This window comes from Streptomyces sp. NPDC055955, assembly GCF_042270245.1.
GTDB lineage: Bacteria > Actinomycetota > Actinomycetes > Streptomycetales > Streptomycetaceae > Streptomyces.
Map to the genome: position 1 here is coordinate 464057 of NZ_JBHJYS010000006.1, position 16546 is coordinate 480602.

The 16546-nt window shown below is 70.5% G+C and carries 15 protein-coding genes and 1 riboswitch; of the genes, 12 read left to right on the plus strand and 3 right to left on the minus strand.

Going from position 1 to position 16546, the window contains the following annotated elements:
• The first annotated feature begins 53 nt into the window (after positions 1–53).
• The 6 genes from ACFC96_RS15730 to ACFC96_RS15755 all read left to right on the plus strand — a co-directional run bounded on the left by ACFC96_RS15730 (position 54) and on the right by ACFC96_RS15755 (position 7198).
• A complete protein-coding gene (locus ACFC96_RS15730) occupies positions 54–674 on the plus strand; it encodes a heme-copper oxidase subunit III (RefSeq protein ID WP_100592161.1) in 621 nt (206 codons plus the stop codon).
• Positions 675–748: 74 nt separating this feature from the next.
• Positions 749–1558 (plus strand): c-type cytochrome, encoded by an 810-nt coding sequence (locus ACFC96_RS15735; protein WP_376258789.1) that lies wholly within the window; start codon positions 749–751, stop codon positions 1556–1558.
• Positions 1555–2613, plus strand: a complete 1059-nt coding sequence (locus tag ACFC96_RS15740; RefSeq protein WP_376258788.1) for a Rieske 2Fe-2S domain-containing protein — start codon at positions 1555–1557, stop codon at positions 2611–2613. Before ACFC96_RS15735 ends, ACFC96_RS15740 begins: the two co-directional genes overlap by 4 nt.
• On the plus strand, positions 2610–4247 hold the full coding sequence (locus ACFC96_RS15745) for a cytochrome bc complex cytochrome b subunit (protein WP_376258786.1): 1638 nt from the start codon (positions 2610–2612) through the stop codon (positions 4245–4247). The genes ACFC96_RS15740 and ACFC96_RS15745 overlap by 4 nt, the downstream gene beginning before the upstream one ends.
• A 128-nt stretch (positions 4248–4375) precedes the next feature.
• On the plus strand, positions 4376–5440 hold the full coding sequence (gene trpD / locus ACFC96_RS15750) for an anthranilate phosphoribosyltransferase (protein ID WP_376258785.1): 1065 nt from the start codon (positions 4376–4378) through the stop codon (positions 5438–5440).
• Between the two features lie 114 nt (positions 5441–5554).
• Positions 5555–5671, plus strand: a riboswitch (SAM riboswitch).
• Between the two features lie 165 nt (positions 5672–5836).
• On the plus strand, positions 5837–7198 hold the full coding sequence (locus ACFC96_RS15755; protein ID WP_376258783.1) for an aminotransferase class V-fold PLP-dependent enzyme: 1362 nt from the start codon (positions 5837–5839) through the stop codon (positions 7196–7198).
• Between the two features lie 71 nt (positions 7199–7269).
• Here ACFC96_RS15755 and ACFC96_RS15760 read toward each other — a convergent pair whose 3' ends face one another.
• Together ACFC96_RS15760 and ACFC96_RS15765 are read right to left on the minus strand one after the other, a co-directional pair.
• Positions 7270–7551, minus strand: a complete 282-nt coding sequence (locus ACFC96_RS15760; RefSeq protein WP_100592167.1) for an Lrp/AsnC family transcriptional regulator — start codon at positions 7549–7551, stop codon at positions 7270–7272.
• Positions 7552–7591: 40 nt separating this feature from the next.
• Positions 7592–8344, minus strand: a complete 753-nt coding sequence (locus ACFC96_RS15765) for a rhomboid family intramembrane serine protease (protein WP_376612680.1) — start codon at positions 8342–8344, stop codon at positions 7592–7594.
• 156 nt (positions 8345–8500) lie between these two features.
• Between ACFC96_RS15765 and ACFC96_RS15770 the strand changes: the two genes are divergently transcribed.
• The 5 genes from ACFC96_RS15770 (at position 8501) to ACFC96_RS15790 (ending at position 14043) form a co-directional block, all read left to right on the plus strand.
• A complete protein-coding gene (locus tag ACFC96_RS15770) occupies positions 8501–8740 on the plus strand; it encodes a hypothetical protein (protein WP_376258779.1) in 240 nt (79 codons plus the stop codon).
• A 43-nt stretch (positions 8741–8783) separates the two neighbouring features.
• On the plus strand, positions 8784–10133 hold the full coding sequence (locus ACFC96_RS15775; RefSeq protein WP_376258777.1) for an NYN domain-containing protein: 1350 nt from the start codon (positions 8784–8786) through the stop codon (positions 10131–10133).
• 317 nt (positions 10134–10450) lie between these two features.
• The gene (locus tag ACFC96_RS15780) at positions 10451–11482 is read left to right on the plus strand and encodes an NlpC/P60 family protein (protein WP_376258775.1); all 1032 of its coding nucleotides are present in this window, start codon (positions 10451–10453) and stop codon (positions 11480–11482) included.
• Positions 11483–11724: 242 nt separating this feature from the next.
• Complete coding sequence (locus ACFC96_RS15785) at positions 11725–12783, plus strand: NlpC/P60 family protein (RefSeq protein WP_376612682.1); 1059 nt, start codon at positions 11725–11727, stop codon at positions 12781–12783.
• A 51-nt stretch (positions 12784–12834) separates the two neighbouring features.
• Positions 12835–14043, plus strand: a complete 1209-nt coding sequence (locus tag ACFC96_RS15790; protein WP_376612684.1) for a hypothetical protein — start codon at positions 12835–12837, stop codon at positions 14041–14043.
• A 13-nt stretch (positions 14044–14056) separates the two neighbouring features.
• Here the strand turns inward: ACFC96_RS15790 and ACFC96_RS15795 are convergent, their stop codons facing one another.
• Positions 14057–15295 (minus strand): glycosyltransferase 87 family protein, encoded by a 1239-nt coding sequence (locus ACFC96_RS15795; protein WP_376612686.1) that lies wholly within the window; start codon positions 15293–15295, stop codon positions 14057–14059.
• A 78-nt stretch (positions 15296–15373) separates the two neighbouring features.
• Between ACFC96_RS15795 and ACFC96_RS15800 the strand changes: the two genes are divergently transcribed.
• On the plus strand, positions 15374–16516 hold the full coding sequence (locus ACFC96_RS15800; protein WP_376258767.1) for a glycosyltransferase family 4 protein: 1143 nt from the start codon (positions 15374–15376) through the stop codon (positions 16514–16516).
• The last annotated feature ends 30 nt before the right edge of the window (positions 16517–16546 follow it).

Here is a 16546-nt window from a genome sequence, read left to right on the forward strand (position 1 = left end):
AGACACTCCGAACGGCACCCCCCGGAGTGAGCGCGAGATAAGCGACCGACATAATGTCGGTCGTGGCGACAGCAACGACAGTAGAAACCGGGCACGCGCACCCGTCGGTCAATCGGCCGAACCTCACCAGCGTCGGAACCATCATCTGGCTGAGTTCCGAGCTGATGTTCTTCGCGGCCCTCTTCGCGATGTACTTCACCCTGCGATCGGTGACCGGGCCAGATCACTGGAAGGAAATGGCCGAGTCGCTGAACGTTCCGTTCTCAGCGACGAACACCACGATCCTGGTGCTCTCCTCACTGACCTGTCAGCTCGGCGTGTTCGCCGCCGAGCGCGGGGATGTGAAGAAGCTCAGGACATGGTTCATCGTCACCTTCATCATGGGTGCGATCTTCATCGGCGGTCAGATCTTCGAGTACACCGAGCTGGTCAAGAAGGACGGTCTCTCGCTGTCCTCCGACCCGTACGGCTCGGTGTTCTACCTGACGACTGGCTTCCATGGACTGCACGTGACAGGCGGCCTCATCGCCTTCCTGTTCGTCCTCGGCCGGACCTACGCGGCCAGGAAGTTCACCCATGAGCAGGCGACCGCAGCCATCGTCGTGTCCTATTACTGGCACTTCGTCGATGTCGTCTGGATCGGCCTTTTCGCCACGATCTACTTGATCAAGTAGCCGGTACGTCGATCCCGACCTACCGACTCGTCCAGCAAGCACCGACGCAGAAGATCCTGACACCGGGGTAATCCGTGAAAAAGCTCTCCGCACGACGACGCCATCCGCTGGCGGCGGTCGTCGTCCTACTCCTCGCGCTGGCGGCCACCGGGGGGCTGTACGCCGCGTTCGCACCCGCGAGCAAGGCGCAGGCCGACGAAACCGCCCAGTCCCTCGCCATCGACGAGGGCAAGAAGCTCTACGCCGTCGGCTGCGCCAGCTGCCACGGCACCGGCGGTCAGGGCAGCTCTGACGGTCCGCCGCTTACGGGCGTGGGCGCCGCGGCCGTCGACTTCCAGGTCGGCACCGGGCGCATGCCGGCGCAGCAGCCCGGCGCGCAGATCCCGAAGAAGAAGGTCATTTACTCGCAGGCCGAGATCGACCAGCTCGCGGCGTACGTCGCCTCGCTCGGTGCCGGTCCGACCGTCCCGACGAAGAGCCAGGTCAGCCCGGAGGGTGCGGACATCGCCAACGGTGGCGAGCTGTTCCGTACCAACTGCGCGCAGTGCCACAACTTCACCGGTGAGGGCGGCGCGCTGACACACGGCAAGTTCGCGCCGAGCCTGGAGGGCGTGAGCCCGAAGCACATCTACGAGGCCATGCAGACGGGCCCGCAGAACATGCCGTCCTTCCCCGACACCACGATGCCGGAGAAGAACAAGAAGGACATCATCGCGTACATCAACGCGGTCAACGGCGACGAGACCGAGAGCCCCGGCGGTCTGAACCTGGGCGGGCTCGGCCCCGTCAGTGAAGGCCTGTTCGCCTGGATCTTCGGTCTCGGCGCACTGATCGCCGTCGCCGTCTGGGTCGCCGCTCGGACCGCAAAGGCCAAGAAGTCATGAGTAGCCAAGAGATTCCAGAAGAGAACCTGCCCAGCGCGCAGGACGCCGACCAGCCGCACGGCTCGGTCGCGGTGAAGGACGACCCCTTCGCCGATCCGGGGCTGCCGCCCCACGAGCACCGGGTCCAGGACATCGACGAGCGGGCCGCCAAGCGCTCCGAGCGCGTGGTCGCCCTCCTGTTCACGATCTCGATGCTCGCCACGGTCGCCTTCATCGCCTCGTACGTGGCGATCAAGCCCGGCAAGAGCGTCTACATCTGGCCGATCGGGCACATCAGCGCGCTGAACTTCGCGCTCGGTATGACGCTCGGCGTGGCCCTGTTCTGCATCGGCGCGGGCGCGGTCCACTGGGCCCGCACCCTGATGTCCGACGTGGAGGTCGCCGACGACCGCCACGCGATCTCGGCCGAGCCCGAGGTCAAGGCGAAGGTCCTGGCGGACTTCAAGCAGGGCGCCAAGGAGTCGCAGTTCGGCCGGCGCAAGCTGATCCGCAACACGCTCTTCGGCGCGGTCGCGATGGTTCCGCTCTCCGGCATCGTCCTCCTGCGTGACCTCGGTCCGCTGCCGGAGGACAAGCTCCGGCACACCGCGTGGAAGAAGGGCAAGCTCCTCGTCAACGTGAGCACGAACCAGCCGATGCGTCCTTCGGACATCGTGGTCGGCTCGCTCACCTTCGCCAAGCCCGAGGGCCTGGAGGAGACGGACGAGGACTTCCAGCAGGTCATGGGCAAGGCCGCCCTGATGCTGGTCCGGATCCAGCCGGAAGACATCAAGGACAAGCAAGAGCTCGCGTGGGGCCACGAGGGTGTCGTCGCGTACTCGAAGGTCTGCACCCACGTGGGCTGCCCGATCTCCCTGTACGAGCAGCAGACGCACCACGTGCTCTGCCCCTGTCACCAGTCCACCTTCGACCTCTCCGACGGCGCCCGCGTCATCTTCGGTCCCGCCGGCCACGCGCTTCCGCAGCTGCGTATCGGCGTGAGCGACGAGGGTTACCTGCAGGCGCTCGGCGACTTCGCGGAGCCCGTCGGTCCTGCTTTCTGGGAGCGCGGATGAGCACTACGACGACCAACGACGCGTCCTCGCGCGAGAAGGCGCCCGCCGGTGAGCGGGTGGCCGACTGGGCGGACGGCCGGCTCGGGATCTACTCCCTGGCCAAGGCCAACATGCGCAAGATCTTCCCGGACCACTGGTCCTTCATGCTCGGTGAGATCTGCCTCTACAGCTTCATCATCATCATCCTCACGGGTGTGTACCTGACGCTGTTCTTCCACCCGTCGATGAACGAGGTGACGTACCACGGCAGCTATGTCCCGCTCCAGGGGCAGCTGATGTCGGAGGCGTTCAACTCGACCATGCACATCTCCTTCGAGGTGCGCGGTGGTCTGCTGATCCGGCAGATCCACCACTGGGCGGCGCTGATCTTCCTCGCCGGCATGTTCGTGCACATGATGCGCGTGTTCTTCACGGGCGCGTTCCGCAAGCCGCGTGAGATCAACTGGCTGTTCGGCTTCCTGCTGTTCGTCCTCGGCATGTTCACCGGCTTCACCGGTTACTCGCTCCCGGACGACCTGCTCTCCGGCACCGGTGTCCGCTTCATGGAGGGCGCGGTCCTGTCCGTGCCGATCGTCGGCACGTACCTGTCGTTCTTCCTCTTCGGCGGCGAGTTCCCGGGCGGCGACTTCGTCGCGCGGTTCTACTCGGTCCACATCCTGCTGCTGCCGGGCATCATGCTCGGTCTGGTGGTCGGCCACCTGATCCTGGTCTTCTACCACAAGCACACGCAGTTCGCGGGCCCCGGAAAGACGAACAAGAACGTCGTCGGCATGCCGCTGCTGCCGGTCTACATGGCCAAGGCGGGTGGCTTCTTCTTCCTGGTCTTCGGTGTCATCGCGGTCATCGCCGCGATCGCGTCGATCAACCCGATCTGGGCCATCGGCCCGTACCGGATCGACCAGGTCTCCACCGGCGCGCAGCCCGACTGGTACATGGGCTTCTCCGAGGGCCTGATCCGCTTCATGCCGGGCTGGGAGATCAACCTCTGGGGTCACACGCTCGTCCTGGGTGTGTTCATCCCGCTGATCATCTTCCCGCTGGTCCTGGTGGCCATCGCGGTCTACCCGTTCATCGAGTCCTGGGTCACCGGCGACAAGCGCGAGCACCACATCCTGGACCGCCCGCGCAACGTCCCGACCCGGACCGCGTTCGGTGCCGCCTGGATCAGCTGGTACTTCGTCCTGCTCGTCGGTGGCGGTAACGACCTCTGGGCCACGCACTTCCACCTGTCGATCAACGCGATCACCTGGTTCGTGCGCATCGGGTTCTTCGTCGTGCCCGTGCTGGTCTTCGTCGCCACCAAGCGGATCTGCCTCGGCCTCCAGCGCCGCGACAAGGACAAGGTGCTGCACGGACGCGAGTCCGGCCTCATCAAGCGCCTGCCGCACGGTGAGTTCATCGAGGTCCACGAGCCGCTCGGCTCCGACGCCCTGCACACCCTCACCGCGCACGAGCAGTACGCGCCGCTCGAGATCGGCCCGACGGTCGACGAGAACGGTGTGGAGCGCAAGGTGTCCGGCACGCAGAAGCTGCGGGCCAAGCTCTCCGAGGGGATGTACGGCGAGGACAGCCAGATCCCCAAGCCGACTGTCGAGGAGTACAAGGAGATCACCAGCGGCCACGGCCACCACTGATCACCTGACCTGACCCCATGGTCGCCACGGTGAGAGCCCCGTCCAGGCACTGGACGGGGCTCTTTGCCGCTCTCCGGGCTGGATAGGGTGGCCTTGTTCCCATACACACGAAAAACCAGGAGCGGCAGATGAATGCTGTGACCCCCGCAGGAGGCAATACCGCGGCGGGCCGTTCCTGGCCCCAGATCCTGAACGGCCTCCTGGAAGGGCGCGACCAGAGCGCCGACGACACGGCCTGGGCCATGGACCGCATCATGCGGGGCGAGGCCACGGACGCGCAGATCGCCGGTTTCGCTGTGGCCATGCGCGCCAAGGGCGAGACCGTCGAGGAGATCTCCGGCCTCGTACGGGCCATGTACGAGCACGCGAACGTGATCGAGGTCCAGGGCGACACGGTCGACATCGTCGGCACGGGTGGCGACGGCGCCAAGACGGTCAACATCTCCACGATGTCGGCGATCGTCATCGCGGGCACGGGCGCCAAGGTCGTCAAGCACGGCAACCGCGCCGCCTCGTCGGCGTCCGGCGCCTCGGACGTCCTGGAGAAGCTCGGCGTGAATCTGGAGCTGTCTCCGCAGCGCGTGGCCGAGGTCGCGGACGAGGCCGGGATCACGTTCTGCTTCGCCGTGAAGTTCCATCCGGCACTGCGGCACGTGGCGGCGGCGCGCGGCCAGCTGGGCATCCGTACGACGTTCAACTTCCTCGGTCCGCTGACCAACCCGGCCAGGGTGCGGGCGCAGGCCGTCGGGGTCGCCGACGCGCGGATGGCGCCCATCGTGGCCGGTGTCTTCGCCGAGCGCGGACACTCGTCCCTCGTCTTCCGCGGTGACGACGGCCTGGACGAGCTGACGACGACGGCGACCTCGCGGATCTGGGTGGTCCGGGACGGCGCCGTGCGCGAGGAGGCCTTCGACCCGCGGGACGTCGGCATCGACCTGGTCCCGGTGTCCGCGCTGCGGGGCGCCGACGCGTCGTACAACGCCGAGGTCGCCCGCCGTCTCCTGGACGGCGAGAGGGGCCCGGTACGGGACGCGGTCCTCCTCAACTCCGCGGCGGCGCTCGTCGCTCTCACGCCCGGCGACGGTCCTCTGACCGACCAGATCCGGGCCGGCATGGACCGCGCCGCCGAGTCGATCGACTCGGGCGCCGCGAAGAGGACGCTGGAGCGCTGGGTGGCGGCCAGCAACGCGTGAGCGCGTAGGGCACGGAGGGTGGGGAGGTTGCCGGACGGCGCCTCCCCACCACGCTCCGTCCGGGATGCGGACACGCTGTTGCGATGAAGCGATCGGCTGGCATACTTCTCGGCAGGTCATGAGTGACAGCGATTAGGCCCCGGCTCGCTGTCCGGCAACCCTCCGTCCGTGGCGGGGTGCCCCGGGTGAAGACCAGGCAGTGCACAGCAAGGTGCTCTGCAAGCGCGGACCCCTGCACACCCTGGGGTCCTGGTCCTCAAGGGAGCAGTCTCGTGAGCAAGCGAATGCGATAGGGCATCTCCGCCCCACCTCCGCACACCCTTTTCCTTTTCAGCTGCGCCGTCGAGCCATCGGCTCCGGCGTGGTCAATTCGCTTGCCTCTCACGGGAGTTCGCCATGTCTGTCTCCACCGCTGCCGCCGACCAGTCGCTTTGTACCCCTCTGCCGGTTCTCGGCCGGGATGTCACCGTTCCGCTCGTCACCGGGGGCGAGGTCACCTACGCGGCGCTCGACTACGCGGCCAGCGCCCCGGCGCTCCAGCGGGTCTGGGACGACGTGGCGGCCTACGCGCCGTACTACGGCAGCGTGCACCGCGGCGCCGGGTACCTGTCGCAGCTGTCGACCGACCTTTTCGAGAACTCCCGCGTGACCGTCGCGGAGTTCCTCGGCTGCCGCGCGGACGACCAGGTGATCTTCACCCGCTCGACCACCGACTCGCTCAACCTGCTCGCCGCCGTGCTCCCCGCCGACTGCGAGGTCTTCGTCTTCGAGACCGAGCACCACGCCTCGCTCCTGCCGTGGCGCGACGCCCGCGTGACCTACCTCAACGCGCCGCGCACGCCCGGCGAGGCCGTCCGGACCCTGGAGAGCGCCCTCGCCGACCGCGACCCGTACGGGCCCGCCCTGGTGTGCGTCACGGGTGCCTCCAACGTCACCGGCGAGCTGTGGCCCGTCCGTGAGCTCGCCGCCGCGGCCCATGCCCATGGCGCCCGTATCGTCCTCGACGCCGCGCAGCTCGCCCCGCACCACCCCGTCGACATCCAGGACCTCGACGTCGACTGGGTCGCCTTCTCCGGGCACAAGCTGTACGCGCCCTTCGGCTCCGGTGTCCTCGCCGGCCGCGCCGACTGGCTCCAGGCCTCCGAGCCCTACCTCGCCGGCGGCGGCGCCTCCCGCAAGGTCGCGCGCCGCGCCGACGGCGGCGTGGACGTCGAGTGGCACGACAGCGCGGCCCGCCACGAGGCCGGTTCGCCGAACGTCATCGGCGTCTACTCCATCGCCGCCGCCTGCAAGGCCCTCACCGAGGCGGGCTTCGACTCGCTCGTCGCCCGTGAGCAGTACCTGATCGGCAAGGTCCGTGACGGGCTCGCCGCCGTGCCCGAGGTGAAGGTGCTCTCGCTGTTCGGCGACGACGCCCCGCGCGTCGGTGTCATCTCCTTCGTCGTCGAGGGCTGGAACAGCTCGCACTTCGCGGCCGCGCTCTCCGCCGAGTACGGCATCGGGGTGCGCGACGGCCTCTTCTGCGCCCACCCGCTCGTGCGCACCCTGCTGGGCAGCGACCCGCAGTCGCAGGGGGAGTGCGGGGCGCCCGAGGCCGCGCCCGGCGAGAAGTCCCTCAACGCCATCCGCGTCAGTTTCGGCGCAGGCACCCCGGACGAGCACGTCGAGCGCTTCGTCCGCGCCGTCACCGAGTTGGTGCGCGACGGCGCGCGCTGGAACTACCGCACGGAGGACGGGCGTTGCGTCCCCGCGGTGTGATCCGCGCACCGCACCGGACATGACGAAGGCCGCCCCTCGGGGCGGCCTTCGGTCGTCTTGAGCGGGAAGGATCAGGAGTCGAGCCCGATCGCGAACGCCGCCTCCAGGTCGTGCTGCGAGTAGGTGCGGAACGCGACGTGCGTGTCCGTCGCCTCCACGCCCGGGATCTTGCTGATCTTCCCGGGGATGACGTCCGCCAGGTCGTCGTGGCGCGCGACGCGCACCATGGCGATCAGGTCGTACGTACCGGTCACGGAGAAGACCTCGCTGACGCTGTCGAGGGCGGCGATCGACTCGGCGATCTCGGGGATCCGGTCCACGCTGGTCTTGATGAGCACGATCGCGGTGATCACGGCTGGCTGTCTCCCTCGGTGGCCGTGGCTGGGGCTGCTTTCACTCTAGCTCTCCCGTCTCCCGCCCCTGCCCGTGCGCAGAAGCCCTGGGCGCCCCCCTCTTTCCGCCGTAGCGCATCCACGCGTAGAGGAAGCCGACGGAGAACCCGACCAGGTGCGCCAGGTACGCCACCCCGGGCCCCCGGCTGCCCTGCCTCGCCGCGGCCCACTGGAGCGCCGCCCAGAACGGCAGCACCACCCACGCCGGGAACCTCAGGGGGAGGAAGAACAGGAACGGGAACAGGCTCGTCACGCGCGCCCGGGGGAAGAGATACAGGAATGCCCCGAGCACCGCGGAGATCGCCCCTGAGGCGCCGACCAGGGTCTGCTCGGAGCCCGCGTACGCGATCGCGTAGCCGAGCAGCGCCACGCAGCCCGAGAACAGGTAGAAGAGCGCGAACTGGAGGTGGCCCATGCGTTCCTCGACCATCGCGCCGAAGACGTACAGGAACAGCATGTTGCCGAGGAGGTGCAGCCAGCTGCCGTGGACGAAGAGGGCCGTGACGGTGGTGAGCGCGGCGCGTGGGGAGCCGGTGAGCAGCTGCGAGGGGATCACGCCCCAGCGGGCGAAGTAGTCGCTCTGCGCGGCGAGCAGCCGGTCGCCCGTGCCGTAGGCGGGGTTGAGCCCGGACGCCGGGGACAGCAGGAAGGCCACGCAGCACAGCGCGATCAGCCCGTACGTCACCGGTGCCGGCTGGTTCCTGACGGCCGCCCTGACCGTCCTGCCGGCCGCCGCACCCCAATTGTCGATCATGTGGCAGATCATGACGTAACGGTGCACACCTGCCCAGACGGCCTGCCGGAATTCCCCACTGTGGACGCCCGCGCGGGGGGTACCCGTCAGGCCGTAGGGTTACGGGCACCACGCACCACGGAAGACGTACGACCCCGAAAGAAGGCGAAAGCCCCGATGACGGTTCCCCTGCCGACCGCCGAGACCCGTTGGCGCTGCACTCTCTGCGGCAACCTCACGCGTTTCGACGTGACCCGCTCGTCGAAGGTCGTCGAATATGTGCACCTCGACCTCGCGGGTGACCCGACCGTCGAGGAGCGCGAGGTGGTCAGTGAGACCATCGAGTCGGTCCGCTGCCGCTGGTGCAACGCGGTGGATCAGGTCGAACTCGTGGACAGGCCGGGTGCCGGCTCCTGAGAGGGAGCGGAACCCCCGGAAAATACGGACATTGAGGTGACGGATGGTGGAGAGCGAAGGCGGGGAGGCCGGGGACGGCACCGCTGAGGTGCTCGACCGGCCGTTGCCCGAAGGTGTGCGACGCCGGGTCGTGCAGATCGTCTCGGACGGCTTCGGCGGTCTGACGGTCGCCGAACTGCCGTCCCAGTTGCGGCAGTATGCGCGCTTCACCCCGACCCGGCGCGCCAAGTTCGCCGGCAATGCGATGGCTGCCGCCGTGGAGAGCGACACGCTCTTCCGTCAGCGCATCGGCGAACGTCTCAGGGAGGCCCAGCCGGAGCTCGCCGGCGCCCTGGACTCCGGGGCGCCACCGCCCGCCGCCGACCCCCTCGACGTGGCCGCCGCGGCCTATGTGCTGCGGCCCACGGGCTGGGTGAAGCTCGTCGCGGCCGCCGGCGAGGAGGCCGTGCGGGCCGACGCCGAGCGCGCCGACGAGGAGGCGAAGGCGGAGCTGGAGCGGCTGCGCGCGGAGGTCGAGGCCGCCCGCGAGCAGACCAGGTCCGAGACCGAACGGCTGCGCGCGGAGCTGGAGTCGGCGAAGAAGGAGGCCGATTCCCTCCACCGCAAGCTGCGCAGCGCGCTCAGTGACGTCAAGCGCGGCGAGGCGGCCCTGCGCAAGGTCCACGGCGAGACCGAGGCCGTGCGGGCCGAGATGCACGCGCAGCTGTCCGCCGCCGACAGCGAGACGCGGCGGCTCAAGGCCCGGCTCGGCGAGACCGAGGCGGCGCTCGAGGCCTCCCGCAAGGCGGCGCGCGAGGGCCGCAGCGTCGAGGACATGCGCGTACGGCTGCTGCTCGACACCGTCCTGGAATCCGCCCAGGGGCTGCGCCGTGAGCTGGCGCTGCCGCCCGTGTCCGTGCGTCCGGCCGAGACCGTGGACGCCGTCGAACCCGGACGGATGTCGCCCAAGGACATCGCGGCCCGCGCCCTGTCCGAGCACGACCCCGCCATCCTGGACCAGCTGCTCGCCCTGCCGCAGGCCCATCTCGTGGTCGACGGCTACAACGTCACCAAGACCGGCTATCCGACGATGCCGTTGGAGAAGCAGCGGCTGAGGCTGCTCGGCTCGCTCTCCCAGCTCGCCGCGCAGACCGGCGCCGAGGTCACCTGTGTCTTCGACGGGGCCGAACTCGCCGCGCCCGTACTGCTCGCGCCGCCGCGCGGCGTGCGTGTGCTCTTCTCGAAGGCGGGTGTGACCGCCGACGAACTGATCCGCCAGCTGGTGCGCGCCGAGCCGTCCGGACGGCCCGTGGTGGTCGTCTCCACGGACCGCGAGGTGGCCGACGGGGTGGCCAGGTCGGGCGCCCGCCCCGTCGCCTCCGTGATGCTCCTGAAGCGTCTGTCGCGCGGCTGAGCAACCGCCGCGCAGGTTCCGGCCCTTCGCCGCATAGGCAACGTAGGTCTCATACGTAACCTCTGGGCCTGATGCCCGAATTGGCGGATCGTTTACGCAACGTAGTGTCAAACGAGCACTACCGCATGTGAGTTGAGTGCAAAGAATGCGCTCGGTGACCGACTTTTTTCCCGTCAGGATTTGAACTGATCACAGGAAGGTCACTAAGGTCTGGCCTCGAACCTCCGCTCGGGTGATCGCTCATCGGGAGTGACGGCAGAGGGTCACCGCCCACCGGCGTGTCGGTAGGCGGCTGGAGGAAGAAGGAGCTCGCCTTCGTGGCGTCCCACCGTCGACCCAAGCAGCCGAGCCGCACCCGTGTGACCGTGCTCACCGCAACCGCCGCCGCAGCCGTGGCCCTCACGTCGCAGGCGGCGCAGGCCGCGCCGAAGCCGACCAAGAGCGAGGTCAAGGCCAAGGTCGACAAGCTCTACGAAGAGGCGGAGAGGGCCACCGACAAGTACAACGGGGCCAAGGAGAAGCAGAAGAAGCTCGAGAAGGAGATCGGCGACCTCCAGGACAAGGTCGCCCGCGGCCAGGAGGACCTCAACGAGCTGCGCTCCGGCCTCGGTTCGATGGCCAGCGCGCAGTACCGCTCCGGCGGCATCGACCCCTCCGTCCAGCTCTTCCTCTCCGCCGACCCGGACGACTTCCTGGACAAGGCCTCCACGCTCGACCAGCTCAGCGGTCAGCAGGTCGAGGGCCTGAAGAAGATCCAGGAGAAGCAGCGTTCGCTGGCGCAGGAGCGCCAGGAGGCCGCCGACAAGCTCAAGGACCTCGCCGACACCCGCACGGAGCTCGGCAAGAAGAAGCAGCAGGTCCAGAGCAAGCTCAGCGCCGCGCAGAAGCTCCTCAACACCCTCACCGCCGCCGAGCGGCAGAAGATGGCCGCCGACGACGCCCGCGCGAGCCGTTCCGCCGGCGCCCGCGTCGACCTGGGCAACGAGGTCCCCGCCTCCAAGCGCGGCGCCGCCGCCCTGAACGCCGCCGCCACCCAGCTCGGCAAGCCGTACGTCTCCGGCGGTACGGGCCCCAACTCCTACGACTGCTCCGGGCTCACCCAGTGGTCCTACGGACAGGCCGGCGTGGGCATAACCCGGACCACGTACACGCAGCAGAACGACGGCCCGAAGATCGGCATGAGCCAGCTCAAGCCCGGCGACCTGGTCTTCTTCAACAACCTCGCGCACGTGGCCCTGTACGCCGGCAACGGCCAGGTGCTGCACGCCCCGCACCCCGGCGCCGTCGTGCGCTACGAGTCGATGAGCACCGTCGGTTCGTTCCAGTTCGGCGTCCGCATCTCCGGCTGAGAACCCGGTCCGGATCCGCCGGGGGAGCGCCGAGCGAGAACGCGCCCGTTCGGGCGAATTCCGGCATCACCCGCTGACCCCACGCCCCGCCCATGACCTGCGTCATAGGCGGGGCGTCGCGTTTTCCGCCCCCTCAGCGGTCGTTGGCCGCGGCTGTCCCCCGCGGCTAATGTCTCCCCGCATTCCCCCGACCGGGCTCTCCGGCCGGGGGTCGTTCGTCAGCGGAAGAGGAGCGGCTACTCGTGGGGTCCCATCGCCGTCCCGCACAGTCCGGCCTCGACCGGAGCGCGCGCGGCTCCACCGTCAGCCTCCTGTCGGCCGTGTCCGCCGTGTCCGCGGTGGCGGCCACCGCGGCCGGGCTCGCCGCCGCCCCCGCGGGCGCCGCGCCACAGGACCGCCCGTCCGGCACCCGGGCCGAGGTCGACCGCCTCTTCGAGCAGGCGGAGCAGGCCACCGAGGCGTTCAACAAGGCCGGCGAGCGCGCCGACAAGCTCCGCGACGAACTGGCGGACCTTCAGGACAGCGTCGCCCGTGGACAGGAGCGCATCAACACCATGCGCGGCGCCCTCGGTTCGCTCGCCGGAGCCCAGTACCGCTCGGGCGGCATCGACCCGGCTCTCGCCCTGCTCCTGTCGTCGGACCCCGACGGCTATCTCGACAAGGCGTCCGTCCTCAACCGCGTCACCGCCCGCCAGGCCGGCGAACTCACCGAACTGCAGCGGGCGCAGCGCGACCTGTCCCAGGAACGCGCCGAGGCCACCCGCAAGCTCGTCGACCTGGAGCGCTCCCGCAAGGCCGTCGCCCGGCACAAGCGGACCGTTCAGGACAAGCTCGCCAAGGCCCGTCGCCTGCTCGACTCCCTGCCCGCCTCGCAGCGCGAGGCCTACGAGCGCGCCTCACGCGGTGGCATGCGCGGCGGCGTCCCCGACCTGTCGGGCGCGGGAGTGCCGTCGTCCGGCCGGGCCGCCGCGGCGGTCGCCGCCGCCATGTCGGCGGTCGGCAGGCCGTACGTGTGGGGTGCCAACGGGCCCTCCTCATTCGACTGTTCGGGCCTCATGCAGTGGGCGTACGCGCGGGCGGGCGTAGGCCTGCCGCGCACCTCTCAGGCCCAGCGGTACGCGGGGCGGCAGGTGCCGCTGTCCGAGGCGCGGCCCGGAGATCTCGTCGCCTACCGCTCGGACGCCAGCCACATCGGGATGTACGTGGGCAACGGCCAGGTCATCCACGCCCCCTACCCCGGCGCGCCCGTGCGCTACGACCCGGTGGGCATGATGCCCGTCTCGTCCGTGACGCGGGTCTGAGCGGTCGAGGCCGGCGGGGCCCGGCGCGGCAGGCGCCGTACGATCGGGAGGATGGCTGGTCGTGGGCGTGGTGCGGGTGGAGCGGGGGCGTGCGTCGCCCTGCTGTCCGTGGCCGCCCTGCTCGCCGGGCTCGTCGGCTGCGGCGGGGGAACGGTCAAGGACACCGCGCGCGGCGATGTGCAGCACACTCTCGACCGCAGGGCCGACGCCGTCCTCGCCCGGGATCCGGCCGCCTACCGGGCCACCGGCAGCGCGGACGCCGCGGTTCCGGCGAACCTCACCGACGTCCCGCTGGACTCCTGGACGTACCGGCTCACGCGCCTGGACCGCTCCGGCGGCCGCGCCACGGCCGGCGCGGAACTGCGCTACCGGATCAAGGGCTACGACAGTGCCCCCGTCGTCTCCGAGCGCTCCCTCGGACTCGAACTGCGCGAGGGCCGCTGGTACGTGACCTCCGACCGGCCCGCCGCGAACACCGGTGATCAGCTCTGGGAACAGGGCAGGGTCGTCGTCGAGCGGGGCGCGCACAGTCTGGTCCTCGGCGTCGGCAGGTCCCAAGGCGCGCTGAGCGACTACGCGGACCTCGCCGACGCGGCCGTGCCCGCCGTGAGCGAGGCCTGGGGGACCGGCTGGGACCGGCGGGTCGTGGTCCTCGTCCCGAAATCCCTCGACGGCATGGGAGCGCTGCTCGGGTCCCCCGCCGCCGGCTACCGGGAGATCGCCGCGGTGACGACCGGGGAGGCGGGGGCGCCGGGGCGGACGCCGGCCGACCGGATCATCGTGAACCCGGACGCGTACGGCGTGCTCGGCTCGCTCGGCAAGCAGGTCGTCCTCACGCACGAGACGACCCACGTCGCCACCCGCGCGGCGACGTCGGGCGCCACTCCGCTGTGGCTGTCCGAGGGGTACGCGGACTGGGTCGGCTACCGCGGTACCGGGCGCTCGGCGGGGCAGGCCGCGCCGGAGCTGGAGCGCGCCGTGCGGCGCGGCAGGCTGCCGGCCGCGCTCCCCACCGACCCGGACTTCGGGTTCTCCGGCGACGCGGGGCGGCTCGCGCAGGCGTACGAGGGCGGGTGGCTGGCGTGCCGGATGATCGCCGACCGCTGGGGCGAGGCGAAGCTGAACGACTTCTACCGCGCCGTGGGGAAGCACAAGCGGCGGGCCGGGGCGGTCGAGGAGGCGATGGCGAGCGTGCTCGGGACGACGGAGGAGAAGTTCACGGCGGACTGGCGGGATTATCTGCGGGCCCGACTCGGCTGACCGGCCGACGGGGTCATGACGTGAGCAGGGTCTCGTCGCGGGCCGCCCGGGGAGGCGGGGCCTGCTCGCGCGTCCGCGGTTCCGTGACCGTCTGCCGCCACAGGCGCCGGGCGGCGGTCAGGGAGGCGGCGACCAGCAGGCCGTTGCGTACGAGGATCAGGGCGAGGCCGAGTCCGTCGCCGTACACGACGTGTCCGAAGCCGAGCGGGAACTCCAGGAACGTCACGAGGGACGCCGCCACGACCAGGCAGGCCGGCGTTGTCATCCGGCTCGCGGAGAACACCGTCGACACCGCGGCCAGACCGGTCAGCCACAGCATGTACTGGGGGCTGATCACCCGGCTCGTCGTCGTGAACAGCAGCACCGCGACGAACGCCGCGTCCGCGAGCGTCCCCGGCGCCCAGGCCCGCACCCTCAGCCGCCACACCAGGAGCCAGGCGAACGCGAGCAGCGTCAGCGCCTGCGCGACCACGCTCACGACGTCCACGTAAGGGCCGAGGAACTCCATCGAGCCGTAGTTCAGCCCGACGGAGCCCGGCCAGCCGAACTGCCGCGCCACGTGGAACACCAGAGCGCCGAGCGACTCGACCTCCGTGCCGCGGTCGCGCTGAGAGGTGAGGAAGTCGAGCGCGCCGGGCATCGCCTGCGCGAAGGCGACGACCAGGGCCCCGGCCGTGAGGGCCGCGCTGCCCCAGGACACCCGTGTGACGCGGCCGCGGCGGGTCCCGAGCAGCAGGAGCAGGGGCCACACCTTCAGCAGCGCGCCGAGCCCCGTGAGCGCCCCCATGACGCGCGGACGCCGGGCCCCGGCCAGCAGCGCGGCCACCGCGACCGCCGTGACCATGACGTCGTAACGGGCGTACGCGGTCGGACCGAGCAGCGGCACCCCCGCGACCCACACCCACGCCCCGCGCCACGACCTGCCGGGCCGCCCGCCCGCGTGGACGAGGAGCCCGAAGGTGAGCGCGTCGGCGAGGAGGGCGAGCACGAAGAATGCGGTGGCGTAGGACAGGAACGGCAGGAGAGCGGGGGAGAGGATCGCGCCCGCGGCGGCCGGCGGGTACTGCCAGGTGACGTCGTCGAGCGGGAACGTGCCGGTGCGCAGGATTCCGTACCAGTGGCGGTAGATGACGGAGACGTCGCTCGTCACGTCGGGACCCGGGACCGTGATCACCTTCAGGACGCACAGGAGGAGCAGCGCCCTGGTCGCGGCCCACACCAGCACCGCGAGGACCGGGATTCTCGGCATCATTCGGGCCATGATGCCCGGCGGAACTGTGCAGGGGCCATGAAGCACGGCCCACCGGCGCGTTAGGTACTGTCGGCGGCGATGCACAAGACCCTGATCGTGACCAACGACTTCCCGCCCAGGCCCGGTGGCATCCAGGCGTTCCTGCACAACATGGCGCTCCGCCTGGACCCCGAGCAGCTCGTCGTCTACGCCTCCACCTGGAAGCGCACCCGGGAGGGCGTGGAGGCGACCGCCGCCTTCGACGCCGAACAGCCCTTCACCGTCGTGCGCGACCGTACGACGATGCTGCTGCCGACGCCCCGCGTCACCCGGCGCGCGGTGGGCCTGCTCAAGGAGCACGGCTGTACGTCGGTGTGGTTCGGCGCGGCCGCCCCGCTCGGCCTGATGGCTCCGGCGCTGCGCAAGGCCGGCGCCCGGCGCCTGGTGGCCACCACGCACGGGCACGAGGCGGGCTGGGCGCAACTGCCCGCGTCCCGCGGGCTCCTGCGCCGCATCGGCGAATCGACGGACACGATCACGTATCTGGGCGAGTACACGCGGTCGAGGATCGCCGCCGCGCTGACGCCCGCCGCCGCGGGCCGGATGGTGCAGCTGCCGCCGGGGGTGGACGAGAAGACGTTCCACCCCGGCTCCGGCGGCGACCTGGTGCGCGAGCGGCTCGGGCTGACCGACCGGCCCGTCGTCGTGTGCGTCTCGCGGCTCGTGCCGCGCAAGGGGCAGGACACGCTGATCCTCGCGATGCCGCGGATCCTGGCGGCCGTCCCGGACGCGGTGCTGCTCGTCGTGGGCGGCGGCCCCTACGAGAAGGAGCTGCGGGGGCTCGCCGCGGAGACGGGCGTCAGCGACTCGGTGCGCTTCACGGGGGCCGTGCCGTGGTCGGAGCTGCCCGCGCACTACGGGGCGGGCGACGTGTTCGCCATGCCCTGCCGGACCCGGCGCGGAGGCCTCGACGTCGAGGGTCTCGGCATCGTCTACCTGGAGGCCTCGGCGACGGGCCTGCCGGTCGTCGCGGGCGACTCCGGCGGCGCGCCGGACGCGGTGCTCGACGGGGAGACGGGCTGGGTCGTGAAGGGCGGCGACACGGAGGACTCCGCGGACCGGATCATCACGCTCCTCGGCGACGGGGAGTTGCGGCGCCGCATGGGGGAGCGGGGGCGCGAGTGGGTCGAGGAGCGGTGGCGGTGGGATCTGCTGGCTGAGCGGCTGCGCGGGCTGTTGTGACGCCGGACGCCGGACGGGCCGGATGAATCA